Annotated in this window: 14 protein-coding genes; 5 read left to right on the top strand and 9 right to left on the bottom strand. The window is 61.0% G+C overall.

Going from position 1 to position 10,899, the window contains the following annotated elements; genetic code table 11:
* Both AC1D35_RS32970 and AC1D35_RS32965 read right to left on the bottom strand, forming a co-directional pair.
* The coding region (locus AC1D35_RS32970) for an adenylate/guanylate cyclase domain-containing protein (protein WP_477942051.1) at nucleotides 1-489 on the bottom strand (489 nt) is incomplete at its 3' end.
* A 349-nt stretch (nucleotides 490-838) separates the two neighbouring features.
* Nucleotides 839-1,054, bottom strand: a complete 216-nt coding sequence (locus AC1D35_RS32965; RefSeq protein WP_113309139.1) for a DUF4267 domain-containing protein — start codon at nucleotides 1,052-1,054, stop codon at nucleotides 839-841.
* Nucleotides 1,055-1,183: 129 nt separating this feature from the next.
* Here AC1D35_RS32965 and AC1D35_RS32960 point away from each other — a divergent pair, with 129 nt between their 5' ends.
* Nucleotides 1,184-2,101: a DUF1003 domain-containing protein gene (locus tag AC1D35_RS32960; RefSeq protein ID WP_113302111.1), complete on the top strand. Its 918-nt coding sequence runs from the start codon at nucleotides 1,184-1,186 to the stop codon at nucleotides 2,099-2,101.
* Between the two features lie 21 nt (nucleotides 2,102-2,122).
* Here the strand turns inward: AC1D35_RS32960 and AC1D35_RS32955 are convergent, their stop codons facing one another.
* From AC1D35_RS32955 to AC1D35_RS32945, 3 genes are all read right to left on the bottom strand, one after another.
* The gene (locus AC1D35_RS32955) at nucleotides 2,123-2,500 is read right to left on the bottom strand and encodes a hypothetical protein (RefSeq protein WP_113309138.1); all 378 of its coding nucleotides are present in this window, start codon (nucleotides 2,498-2,500) and stop codon (nucleotides 2,123-2,125) included.
* Nucleotides 2,501-2,711: 211 nt separating this feature from the next.
* Nucleotides 2,712-3,032 carry a DoxX family protein gene (locus AC1D35_RS32950; RefSeq protein ID WP_113309137.1) on the bottom strand — a complete coding sequence of 107 codons (321 nt, stop codon included), beginning with the start codon at nucleotides 3,030-3,032 and terminating at the stop codon, nucleotides 2,712-2,714.
* A 1-nt stretch (nucleotide 3,033) separates the two neighbouring features.
* Entirely contained in the window at nucleotides 3,034-3,414 is a 381-nt protein-coding gene (locus tag AC1D35_RS32945; protein ID WP_113309151.1) for a DUF4267 domain-containing protein, read from the bottom strand.
* 122 nt (nucleotides 3,415-3,536) lie between these two features.
* On the opposite strand from AC1D35_RS32945, the gene AC1D35_RS32940 reads away from it, so the two are divergent.
* Nucleotides 3,537-4,139, top strand: coding sequence for a TetR/AcrR family transcriptional regulator (locus tag AC1D35_RS32940; protein ID WP_477942048.1), 603 nt, complete (start codon nucleotides 3,537-3,539; stop codon nucleotides 4,137-4,139).
* Nucleotides 4,140-4,169: 30 nt separating this feature from the next.
* The gene (locus tag AC1D35_RS32935) at nucleotides 4,170-4,694 is read left to right on the top strand and encodes a phosphotransferase-like protein (RefSeq protein WP_113309135.1); all 525 of its coding nucleotides are present in this window, start codon (nucleotides 4,170-4,172) and stop codon (nucleotides 4,692-4,694) included.
* 44 nt (nucleotides 4,695-4,738) lie between these two features.
* On the opposite strand, the gene AC1D35_RS32930 is transcribed toward AC1D35_RS32935, so the two are convergent.
* Nucleotides 4,739-6,337: a GMC family oxidoreductase gene (locus AC1D35_RS32930; protein WP_113309134.1), complete on the bottom strand. Its 1,599-nt coding sequence runs from the start codon at nucleotides 6,335-6,337 to the stop codon at nucleotides 4,739-4,741.
* Nucleotides 6,338-6,610: 273 nt separating this feature from the next.
* Nucleotides 6,611-7,381, bottom strand: coding sequence for an alpha/beta hydrolase (locus tag AC1D35_RS32925; protein WP_113309133.1), 771 nt, complete (start codon nucleotides 7,379-7,381; stop codon nucleotides 6,611-6,613).
* Between the two features lie 215 nt (nucleotides 7,382-7,596).
* Here AC1D35_RS32925 and AC1D35_RS32920 point away from each other — a divergent pair, with 215 nt between their 5' ends.
* On the top strand, nucleotides 7,597-8,598 hold the full coding sequence (locus tag AC1D35_RS32920) for an AraC family transcriptional regulator (protein WP_113309132.1): 1,002 nt from the start codon (nucleotides 7,597-7,599) through the stop codon (nucleotides 8,596-8,598).
* On the opposite strand, the gene AC1D35_RS32915 is transcribed toward AC1D35_RS32920, so the two are convergent.
* Entirely contained in the window at nucleotides 8,585-9,070 is a 486-nt protein-coding gene (locus AC1D35_RS32915) for a RidA family protein (protein ID WP_113302120.1), read from the bottom strand. The two genes, AC1D35_RS32920 and AC1D35_RS32915, sit on opposite strands and share 14 nt — an antisense overlap.
* A 550-nt stretch (nucleotides 9,071-9,620) precedes the next feature.
* Here AC1D35_RS32915 and AC1D35_RS32910 point away from each other — a divergent pair.
* A complete protein-coding gene (locus tag AC1D35_RS32910; RefSeq protein ID WP_113309131.1) occupies nucleotides 9,621-10,169 on the top strand; it encodes an isochorismatase family protein in 549 nt (182 codons plus the stop codon).
* A 24-nt stretch (nucleotides 10,170-10,193) separates the two neighbouring features.
* Here AC1D35_RS32910 and AC1D35_RS32905 read toward each other — a convergent pair.
* A partial coding sequence (locus tag AC1D35_RS32905) for a phosphodiester glycosidase family protein (protein ID WP_477942044.1) occupies nucleotides 10,194-10,899 on the bottom strand: 706 nt, incomplete at its 5' end.

Genomic DNA, 10,899 nt, shown 5'->3' with positions numbered 1-10,899 from the left:
GGTCAGGTTCTTCAGGTAGCGTTCGCCTGCATCGAAGAACCGGTCGCCGATCTTGCCGACGATCTCGCCGTGAACGCTGGCTGAAATGCAGATACCTCCCGGCGCGGCCTGCGTCTCGAGGCGCGCCGCGACATTGACCCCGTCGCCGAGGACGTCTGAACCATCGTCAATGACATCTCCCAGATTGACGCCGACACGCAAAAGCAGGCGCCGGTCTCCGGAAGCCTTAACAGCAGTGGTGGCCCGTTGCATTTCCAACGCTGCTGCGACCGCGTCCACGGCGCTGCCGAATTCGATCAGGAAGCCGTCGCCCACGACCTTGAAGACGCGACCGTTGTGACGCATCACAGCCGGCTCGATAATGCCGGAACGGAGTTCCCTGAGGTTCGCCAGCGTTGCGACTTCATCAGCCTCCATCAGGCGTGAATATCCCACCACATCGGCAACGACGATGGCGGCAAGGCGACGCTGAAGAGATTGATCCGTCATGTGAGGACAAGCCTAACGACCGAATTAGCAAGTTATTGTTCAACCACCGGTGAGTCAACAAGTGGCAAGAGGTAATGTCCAGGCGATCTCCACCTCCATCGAGCCGTCATCGTTCCTTGTGACCGACGGCGTCGAGGTGGACGACAGGGAAATGAGTATCCAATGCGGACCATCCGCTCGCGGCCCCTCCCACACTCAAGGACTTGGGTGCGCTGGACCCCTGTGACATCCCGTGCCAGCCTTTCCTCCTGAAAGCATGCCATCAGCTGGCTCCCCTGTTTCCGTGCCCAGTCTGCGCTGGTATCGGTCAGCCGGAGAGAGTGCGGACCATCTCAGCGCGCGCCTGTCATCATGGCAATAGCGCCATGACGGCTGCCGTCAGGCTGTGCATACCGAAGGCGCTTTTTGCGGAGCCTTTGCCTGCGAGAATGACCAGCATGTCGCCGACGGGGATGATCGCCACGACCAGCAGGACGAGGCCGGTCTCGCGCTGCGTGCACCAACGCATGAAGGCAAGCACGAGCAATCCCGCCGCGATGTCGCGGACGCCCTTGAGGCGGAGCATACCCTCTTGCGGCGCGAGGCGGCATTCCGCCGCACCCGTCAGCCCCCTCAATTTACAATGAAATCCATGTCACAATCCTGTTGGAATTGATGGCTAGACGGGCGAAAAATCGGCAGCGAGGATCAGCAGATGGCAGAAGAGAAACCCCTGGATTTAACAGGAGAAATCGTCGACTTCGATGCCGGGCACGGAGAAGCCGCCACCGTCGAGATGGACGACTATTCCAAGAGCCTGGCGCAGGCGAAGGCAAAGTCCGTCAAGCTGGTGGACGCGATCACCGGCCACACACTGAAGAAGAAGGACGCCTTCCATTTTGACGATCTGCGTCCCGCGCTCGCCGATTTCGTGCGGCAGAAACACCCCGGCATCCGCTCGGACGATTATATCAGCCGCAAGATGGTCGATGACTATCGCGGCCAGTACATTGCCGAATTGCTGCGCGACGAACGCGGCGAGCTCTCCAACCTCGAGGACGAGGTCGTCGAGAGCCTGAAGACGCATGACACGCTCGCCGAAAACATCGAAGAGGATTACGAGGAACACCGTTCGCTCGGCGATCGTGTCGCCGATGTCGTGGCGACCTTCGGCGGAAGCTGGACCTTCATCATCTCCTTCTGCTTCTTCCTCGCCGTCTGGATGGGTATCAACCTGTTGCTTGGCGAGAAAGCCGCCTTCGACGTCTATCCCTTCATCCTGCTGAACCTTATCCTTTCGACCATTGCCGCCCTGCAGGCGCCGATCATCATGATGAGCCAGCGCCGCCAGGAAGCAAAGGATCGGTTGCGGGCGCTCAACGACTATAAGGTCAATCTCAAGGCCGAGCTGGAAATCCGCCACCTGCATGAAAAGGTCGATCACCTGTTGAACCGGCAGTGGGAACGGCTGACCGAGATCCAGCAGATCCAGATCGAAATGATGCTGGAACAGGCCAAGGCCGCCAATCGGGCGCTGAAATTGAGCAAGGCGCAGAAATCCAAGACCAATGCGCTCAAGAGCCTCTTCAGCACCAAGCCCGGGGCAGATGAGACCGACGAAAAGGGGGAATAGCCGATCCAACCGGTTCGGCGATCACCATGAATTGAGGCCGAGATCGCGCTTGCCGCTCATGACGCGCACGGAGTTCGGGCCGGTCTTGTTCCAGGTCTCGCAGATCTGCTTTCCGGCGTCTCGGCCGGCCTTCCAGGTTCGGCAAAACTTGTTGCCGGCAATGTGCCATTTGCCTTCGATCGGGATCACGTCACCGTTTTCGAGCTTGACCTGACCTTTGGCGGTTCCGTCCTTCGATATCGACAGGCTGCCGCTATACCCTTCCTTCGGTCCGCCCAAGGTGAGTTCCTTGCCATTTGACAACAGGGCCGTCAGTTCCTTGCCTGTCATCGCGGTCGCGGCGATTGCGGGGAATGCGCCGAAAACAAGGATCACTGCGAAAGCTGCGATGCGGTTCATGTTCTTTCCTCCACCTTGATGTCGATGATCTTCGATTGCGTCTTTCCAACCTGCCGGGGAAATGATGCACTCCTGGCGTCGATAACAACAATTAGCCATTGCTGATTATGGTATGAAAGAACATTGATGCCCGGAAAATGTTCTAACAGATGTTGCGCTATCCTGAATTGTGCAGCCTTGTGAATCCCGTCAGGGTATATGCTCACGGTGCTCAGGATGAGATCGTGGCAAGAGCAATCAGGGTCACGAAGACGCTCAGCGGCGGAAGATGCTGATAGTCGCGGTGGCGCAGAACGGTGAAAATCGCGGCTGCGATGACGACCGCCGCAAGCGCCAGGCCAAGAATGCGGCTGACGGGAAGCGCGAGCAGGGCGGCGGTCGATATCTCGAGGGCGCCGGTCAGGATGCCCCACCAGCGCGGATAGCCCCATTTGACGAAATCGTCTCGCGTTCCCGCCGCGCCGATCGCGTTGACGATGCCCGCGCCGAGGAATGCTGCCCCAAGGAGCCAGAGGGAGAGAGTGTGGACCATCTCAGTGCGCCCCTGTCATCATCGGGATGGCGGCGAGCGCCATGATGGCTGCCGTCAGGCCGTGGATGCCGAAGGCGCTTTTCGCGGATCCTTTAGCGGCGAGAATAACCAGCATGTCGCCGACAGGGATGATCGCCGCGACCAGCAGGACGAGGCCGAGCTCACGCTCAGTACTCCACAGCATGAAGGCGAGCACGAGCAGACCCGCCGCGATGTCACGGACGCCCTTGAGGCGAAGCCACGGGACGGTGTTAGGGTCGTCTGCCGGAAGCGGCAGGCCGAAGCTGCGCGTCATTGTCGTCGGGTTCGCGATATAACCGGTGCCGATCGCGATGATTGCGAGGGCCACGAGCAATGCGATCCCATTCAGAAGCCAGTCCATCATGCCATCCTTCTAGCGAGTTAAGTTAATCTATCGATGCTAGTTATTTATGCTAGCGTTGCTAGATTTTCAAGCCGTGATATGGTCCTGATGTTCACATGTCCGTGCAGGGGAGTTTTCGAATGGGTATCGCAGAGCGAAAAAGCCGGGAACGCGCCGATCGCGAAGATCGTATCGTCGCGGCAGCCCGTGCCATCGCAGAGAGCGAGGGATGGGATGCCGTCACGATCCGCCGGCTGGCCAAGGAGATCGAATATAGCCAGCCGGTTCTCTATTCACATTTCGAGAACAGGGACGCGATCGTAGCAGCAGTCGCAGTCGAGGGCTTCAAGGAGCTCACGGCCGTTCTTCTGAGTGCCGCGGACGGGGCGAACGGCCGACAAGATGCCCTCATGGATGTCGCCGTGGCCTATTTCGCCTTCGCGCACAGCCGCCCGTCGCTCTATGAGGCCATGTTTATCCTCCCGACCCAATTGCGGTTCGCGCAAGCCGACACGCGAGCGGAACTTCGGGCCGGTTTCGAGGTGCTGGCGGCAGTGGTATCTCCGTTCTGCGCCGATGCGGAGATCGTGACCGAAACCTTCTGGGCAGCCCTTCACGGACTTGCCGAGCTCGAACGGTCGGGCCGCATTCGGCCCGCCATGCGTGACGAACGCATCGCGCTTGTCGTCCGGGCGATCGTGGATGCAGGAAGGAAACCGCCGAGCCATGGTGCAAACTCTTGATTTTTGCCTTGAGTGTGAGAAGCCTAAACGATGCAGAACGGTCGCATCATCTTTTTGAACGGCACATCGAGTGCTGGAAAATCCACCTTGGCAAAAGCTTTGCGGACGGCTCTTCCGGAGCCCTTTTGCTACTATGCCTCGGATCAACTTGCCGATGCGGGTTTTCGGACGATAAAGCGTAGAAATCGGGATTTTGGCGCGCACGATGAACGAGCCAGGTTCTTCAATGGCTTCCATCGCTCGATCGTTGGTTTTGCCGAAGCTGGCAATGATCTGCTCGTCGAACACATCGTCGAGGAAGCAAGCTGGTGGCTGCAGTTGCGACAGCTCCTTGCGCACCTGGACACCTTCTGGGTTGGCGTGCATGCCCCGATCGAGGAGATCGAGCGACGCGAACGGGACCGCGGAAATCGCTCCATCGGGGAAGCGGCGTACCACCTCAAAACCCATGGCTACTGCGAGTATGACATCGAAGTGGACACCAGCGACCCTCAGGATGCCGTTGTTTCCGCGATAGTGGACGCGTGGCGCAGGCGGCCGGCCTCTGCCTCATAACAGGTCAAGAGCTGTCCGCGTCGTGTACCACTCATCCATTTCGCCTAGCCCTGCAATTCCCCCTTCAGATGATCCGCCAGCCTCAGTGCCAGCGCCACCGCCGGCAATGTCGGGTTGGCCTGTCCGGACACCGGAAAGACCGAGCTGCCGGCGACATAGAGGTTTGCGAGGTCGTGGCAGCGGCAGTTGCCGTCGACGACGCTTGAGCGGGGCGAGGCGCCCATTCTGGTGAGCCCGATCTGGTGGTAGCCGTCGAGTGCCTGGCGGCGGACGGCCTCTTCCAGGTCTTCCGGCGGGCAGAGCCATTCGAAGCTGCCGATGTCGCGGCCGCCGATCCATTCGGCGAGCGCGTGATGGGTTTTGATGAGGGAGGTCAGGTCTTCGCTGGCGAAGGCGAAATCGATCGCCAGCCGCTTCAGGCCCGTCTCGTCCGTCTGGGCGCTCAGCCGCACGCGGTTGGAAGCGACCGGCCGCTGTTCGCCGTGATAGGCGAGCCAGTAGAGATGTTCGCCGTTTTTGACGAAAAAGTTCGGCTGGCGCTCGGATTTCAGCGCTGCCGTCGTCAGCTGCAGGGCGGCGTTGAAGCTCTGCACAGGGTTTGCGACGAGATCGGAAAGCGAGGCGGTATCGGATACCTGCGCCTTGAAGGACAGCCGGCGCATCTTGCGCCTGCCGGTGATCGCCCTGAACATGTTCAGCGTCGCGCGTGCGCCCGCCGTCGCATAGACCTCTTCCAGCGGCGGGCTGCGCAGCCAGAAGACGCTGTTCAGAAGGTCATGTTCCTGCTGCAGCCTGACGCCGGGCATCAGCCGCGAGCGGAACCAGGCGCCGGTGCCGTTTCGCCGGAAGAACATCTTTTCCATGAAGCTGCGATCGGTGAAGCGGATGCGGGCGAGTTCGCCGGCCAGATGCCCCATGTAATAGCGTCCGAGTGGGCCATCGACGCCGCCGAAAAGCCGCGGCGCGATTTCCTGCGCTGCCAGCAGCAGCCGGGCATTTTCGCGCCCGCCGCAGGCCAGCACGAAGACCGTCGCCCCGACGGAATGCAGTTTGCCGCGATGCCACACCATGAGCCGTTTCGTGCGGGCGCCTTCGCGATCGACATCGAGGCCGATCACCGTTGCCCGGGTGACGAGGTGCAGGTTCGGCAGGCTTTCGATCAGCGCCCCATGCGCTTTGGCCATATCGGGCTCGCGGGCCCAGCTCTCGATCGAGGGCTCGAAATCGCCGTCCATGTCAGGCATTTCGACGGCTGGCAGCTCGGCGCCCAGAAATGCGCGGGCATCGTCATAATAGGCCCTGAAGGCGTCGTGCCCGATCGGCCAGCGCGCATCGCCGCGCGACGGCCTGCCATCGAAATCGCTGTCGTCGAACTCCACGCAGCGGCCGCCCCAGGCTTTCGAGGTGCCGCCGATCGCGCGGCGGATCGTCAGGCTCGCTTCGGCATGGTGGGTGGTGCTGATGGAGGCCGCCGCCGCCAGCCGGTTCGTCTTTGCCGAGATGTTCTTGCCGCCGGATTCCAGAAGTGCGACCGAAAGCCCGGACCGGGCAAGCGCGATGCCCAGCGCCAGACCGACAGGCCCGGAGCCGACGACGCACACGTCGACACGCCCCGCAAGCAGGTTTTGAAGCGACGAAATCATTTCACCACCCCTCGGCTATGGTGGCGGGATCATAGCCGGATTTCACGAATGGGTATAATGTATTCTTGCGGGGACTCAGCCTTTGGTTGTCGTGGGCTCTGCCTGGGGCGGGGCGCGCCCTTCCTGATGCGGTACGGAGCCATCGGCTGCGCTGCACCGCATCACGTCCGACCCGGCATTTGCGCCGAGAGTTGACCCATGTTCCAACCTTGCCCTGCGTGTTTTCAGCGGGGGAGAGATACTCCCGGCACGGTGGCACCGGGAGCAGTATCGTCAGTTCGTGAGCGTGGCCTTTTCAATGACCGCAGCGACTTCCTGCGCATGGACGACGAGGGAGGCATGGCTGCCAGCCACCTCTGTGGTCTTGGCCTTGATCCTGGCCGCGAACAATTTCTGGGTCTCCGGTGCGATTACCCTGTCCTTTGTGCTGATCACATAAAACGTCGGCTTGTCGTGCCAGGCTGCGATATCGACCGGAGCCTCGTAGGCTGTGTGGTTCAGCGGAAGCTGCGAGTTTGCCAGGGATTCGGCGATCTTCAGCGGAAGGTCCGCCGCGACTGCCGTGGGAAACACCTTGGGATCGATATAGAGGTTGCCCTTGTCGTCGGGATGAATTGCATTGGTGCCTTCAGTTGTCGGGCCGTTCTTGGCCAGGGCCGCCAGAGATTCTCCAACATCAGGCGCGAAGGCGGAGACGTAGACGAGCGCGGAGACCTTGGCATCGTCACCGGCTTGCGTGATGACCACGCCGCCCCAGGAGTGGCCAACGAGGACGGTCTTGCCGTCCTGCTTCGCCAGCGCCTGCCTGGTGGCATCGACATCCGCAGCGAGGGAGGTGAGAGGATTTTCCACCAGCGTTACGTTATAGCCCTTCTTCGTGAGGATATCGGCAACGGGCTTCCAGCTTGTCTGGTCGACGAAAGCGCCATGGACGAGCACGATGTTGTGCGCCGCCCCCTTGGGTAGATCAGCCGATCGGGCGGGTGCGGCAAACGCTGCCCCGGCGAAGAGAACGGTGGCGGCTAAGAGTAGTTTAATTCGCATTGCTTGCTCCTGTTGGGATGCCGACAACCCCGATCCCAAGGAAAGGGCAGGCGCTTGGGTAAAGTCGCGCTTCGTGTTGCGGCAGTTTGCCAGATTGCTTGCTGGGTGACCCTGTTGGCTCACCTCGACACGAAATAATACGAAGGGTTCTTGGACGTTAGGCCCCGATCGTCCGGATATTGTGTCCGACCGTGCGGCGGACTACCATCAGGGGCATGGACATGCTCGCCGAAGTGCTCGATCGCGTTCGCCTTAGCGGAACCTTGCTCTTTCACTTCGAGCTCGGTCATCCCTGGAACCTGGCCTTGCCGGAGCGCCCCTACGCGCTGTTCCATTATCTCAGTCGTGGCACAGCCACCCTCGCTCTCGAACATGGGGAAGAGCTCTGCTTGGAGGAGGGCGATCTCGTCGTCGTCACACGCGGCGAACCCCATTTGATTTACTCGGATAGCCGGACGAAGCCGCTCCCGATTATCGACCTCGATCGATCCGCACGTCTTGGCGTCGTGCGCCACGGAGGGAGCGCGCAGCCGCTCTCGACGATGATCTGTGGCAATTTCATTCTATCGTGGCCCTCGCGCGGTAGCCTGATGGAACTGCTTCCGCCCGTACTCCTCCTGAAGCCGACGATCGACGGTGATTGGCTCGAGGCTATCCTGCGACGCATGGTGAGCGAGTCGGCGCTTGAACGTCCCGGCCAACGCGTCGCGCTCTCGCGAATGACAGAGGTGCTCTTCGTCGAGGTGTTGCGAAGCTGGATCAAATCTCTCGGGCCAGGAGAAGGCGGATGGCTTGGGGCGATGGCGGACCCGTATATTGGACGGGCGCTCGAGTTGATCCACGACCGACCGGATCTGCCCTGGACACTTCGCGACCTCGCACACCGCGTGGGGCTCGGCCGCTCGGTGTTTTCGGCTCGCTTCACCAGGCTCGTCGGCCAGTCCATGCAGCGCTATCTGATCGCGCGCCGGATGTCGGAGGCTGCGTTTCTACTGGAATCAAGCGATGAGGGGATTGCCCGGATCGCAAGCCGCGTCGGCTACGAAACCGCCGCGGCGTTCTCGAAGTTGTTCCATCGGCACCACGGCCTGTCACCCGGCCGTTATCGAGCAACTCGGCGCGCTGACGGCCGCCCGAGGCCAGGGGAATTTCCTGATCAGACGCCGCTGACTGATCTTGACCAGGCTGACGTCCAGGCCGTCGCTAAGGCCGTATAAGAACCTCAGCTTCAATCTCGACGGGAAGATCAAACGGCAGGCCTGCCACGCCTATCGCGGAGCGGGCGTGGGATCCGCGTTCGCTGCCGTAAACCTCTGCGATAAGGTCGCTGAAGCCATTGATAACGAGTGGATACGAGTTGAAGGAGGAATCTGTATTCACCATGCCAAAGACGCGAAGCCAGCTGTCCACCCGGTCCAGATCACCCAACGCAACTTTCAGGCTGGCTAACATTGCCAGCGCGGTCAGGCGAGCGGCATGGTAGCCTTCTTCCAACGACAGATCTTTCCCCACCTTTCCGAGCGGTCGGGCTATCGAGCCGTCTGAATTGAGCGGCCCGTGTCCGGAAATATAAGCCTTTGACCCCGAAATGCGGACCCAGGGGAAGGAGAGTTTCACGTCAGGCGGAAGCAGGATCGGCGCCGGAAGTTCTAGTCCAAACCGTTGCAGCTGGCTTTCGATATGCGACATTGGTGATTGACTCCTGTTATTGTTTTGGAAGTTCCAACGAGACGCGGTCAGTGGCGCCGCATCCGCTGATGCTAGGCAAGTCAGATGCTGTCGCCCGACAACAGCAGCGCAGTCGGCTGCCCCTAGTCGAGGAAATACAGGGTCCGCGAAGACGATCGCGCCCTCTGGAAACTGGATGTCCTCCACAGTTGTTTGCGTCGTGAATTCGTACACTCGAGATCCCATCCGACCCTGCCCAAATGCCGCCGCAACGAAAAGAGGTTTGATGACCCGCTGGTCGGTGGCGTATCTCATGTGCATGGCGACTTCACTTGGCGGATTGCATGGCCGGACCAGCGCGGACATTGACGAACCAGTCAACGCCCGCAGTTCGCGTCACCATCCAGCCCATGCAATGCGGGCAGAAATGATGCTACTGGCGCAGAAGTGATGCTACTGGCGCAGAAGTGATGACCCGTCGGGCCTGTTGCCCTGTTTTGCAAGCGACTTGGCCAGCGGCAAATGCTAGGATTTGCCGAGAGCCCTTCAAGCGCGGAGAAGAACCCGGACCATGACGACTGCACTCCTCATCATCGATATGCAGATGGTCATGCAGGAGCGGCTCGACGCCGGGCGCGGGCGTGTGAATGGCGAGGCAGCAGAGAAGATCGCAGCCCTTGCCGCCGCCTTTCGCGCCGCCCGCAAGCCCGTCATCCATATCCGCCATCGCGATGCCGACGAGAACTCGCCGCTGAATGAAAATGCGCCGGGATACCGGCCTATGTCCTGCGCGGAAGCGCGGGAGAACGAACCGGTCTTCATCAAATCCACGTCATCGGCCTTTGCCTCCACCGAGCTGGAAGGTTATCTGCGCGAGGTCGGCATAACGGATCTGGTGGTGACAGGCGCGGTCGCCGGCTTCTGCGTCAATACCACCGTGCGCGCCGGGTCCGATCTCGGCTTCAAGATGAGCGTCGTCAGCGACGCCGTGCTCGGCTTCGACCTGCCATCCGCAGATCTATCGGCCCGCACCATCTTCGACGTGACGATGGCACATCTGGAATCCGATTTCGCCGAGATCGTCGACACACGGCAGCTGATGGCCATGCAGCCTGCCTGACGGGGCGCACGCCGGATCCAGGATCTAGTCCTCTTTCTCCCCCACCAGCCCGAAGATCGGCCCGTAGCCGCCATGCCAGGACGTGTCGTTGCGGCGAAGGACCGGATTGTAAAGCCCGGTGCCGCGACCGCCATCGAGGAAGAGCGCATCGGGGCATTTGAGGTCGTCGCGGAAGAGCCGGGCGAAATCGTGGAAATTCACCCGGTCCTCGCTGATGACGAAGCGCAGCGTGCCATCTGCGCAGATGCCCACGCCATTGCGGCGCGTGCGGTCGGTCGAGCCTGGTATGAAGATCGGGTTGATCCCGTTGTCGATGACCAGCATCGGGCCGGATTGCGTGGCGAGCCGCACTTCCGGCTGCTGCTTCAGGAAGTCCTCGGTGGGCATGATATGCGGGCCGGTCTCATCGAGATAGAAGATGCCGTTCGGCTTCTTGTAGAAGTTCGGCACCGGGCCGGATGTTTTCGGCGGCGCATCGCTGTTGGCCGGCACCAGCGCCATGCCATCCTCGACATAAAGCCCGATCGGCGAAAAATCCTCACGGTACATGCCGGCATTCATAGCAAAGACGAGCCGATGTCCCTGGCTGGTGACGGCGTCGGCGACACCTGAAAAGCTGCGATAGGGCTTGTCCGTGGCATCCTTCCAGAACAGGCGAAGATCGGCCTTTGCCGGATCGACGCGGCAGACGATATAGGCGGTGCCTTCGAAGGTCTCGCGCGCACAGGGC

The sequence above is a fragment of the Rhizobium sp. P1_E6 genome, from assembly GCF_056405875.1.
This window is presented reverse-complemented; position numbering and strand designations above follow the sequence as displayed.

What these genes read in the sequence shown, in the direction of transcription:
- AC1D35_RS32920 (WP_113309132.1), top strand. Translation starts at nt 7,597, where the DNA reads ATGGACATGCTCGCCGAAGTGCTCGATCGCGTTCGCCTTAGCGGAACC.
- AC1D35_RS32940 (WP_477942048.1), top strand. Translation starts at nt 3,537, where the DNA reads ATGGGTATCGCAGAGCGAAAAAGCCGGGAACGCGCCGATCGCGAAGAT.
- AC1D35_RS32930 (WP_113309134.1), bottom strand. Translation starts at nt 6,337, where the DNA reads ATGATTTCGTCGCTTCAAAACCTGCTTGCGGGGCGTGTCGACGTGTGC.
- AC1D35_RS32945 (WP_113309151.1), bottom strand. Translation starts at nt 3,414, where the DNA reads ATGGACTGGCTTCTGAATGGGATCGCATTGCTCGTGGCCCTCGCAATC.
- AC1D35_RS32910 (WP_113309131.1), top strand. Translation starts at nt 9,621, where the DNA reads ATGACGACTGCACTCCTCATCATCGATATGCAGATGGTCATGCAGGAG.
- AC1D35_RS32965 (WP_113309139.1), bottom strand. Translation starts at nt 1,054, where the DNA reads ATGCTCCGCCTCAAGGGCGTCCGCGACATCGCGGCGGGATTGCTCGTG.
- AC1D35_RS32955 (WP_113309138.1), bottom strand. Translation starts at nt 2,500, where the DNA reads ATGAACCGCATCGCAGCTTTCGCAGTGATCCTTGTTTTCGGCGCATTC.
- AC1D35_RS32915 (WP_113302120.1), bottom strand. Translation starts at nt 9,070, where the DNA reads ATGTCGCATATCGAAAGCCAGCTGCAACGGTTTGGACTAGAACTTCCG.
- AC1D35_RS32950 (WP_113309137.1), bottom strand. Translation starts at nt 3,032, where the DNA reads ATGGTCCACACTCTCTCCCTCTGGCTCCTTGGGGCAGCATTCCTCGGC.
- AC1D35_RS32960 (WP_113302111.1), top strand. Translation starts at nt 1,184, where the DNA reads ATGGCAGAAGAGAAACCCCTGGATTTAACAGGAGAAATCGTCGACTTC.
- AC1D35_RS32935 (WP_113309135.1), top strand. Translation starts at nt 4,170, where the DNA reads ATGCAGAACGGTCGCATCATCTTTTTGAACGGCACATCGAGTGCTGGA.
- AC1D35_RS32925 (WP_113309133.1), bottom strand. Translation starts at nt 7,381, where the DNA reads ATGCGAATTAAACTACTCTTAGCCGCCACCGTTCTCTTCGCCGGGGCA.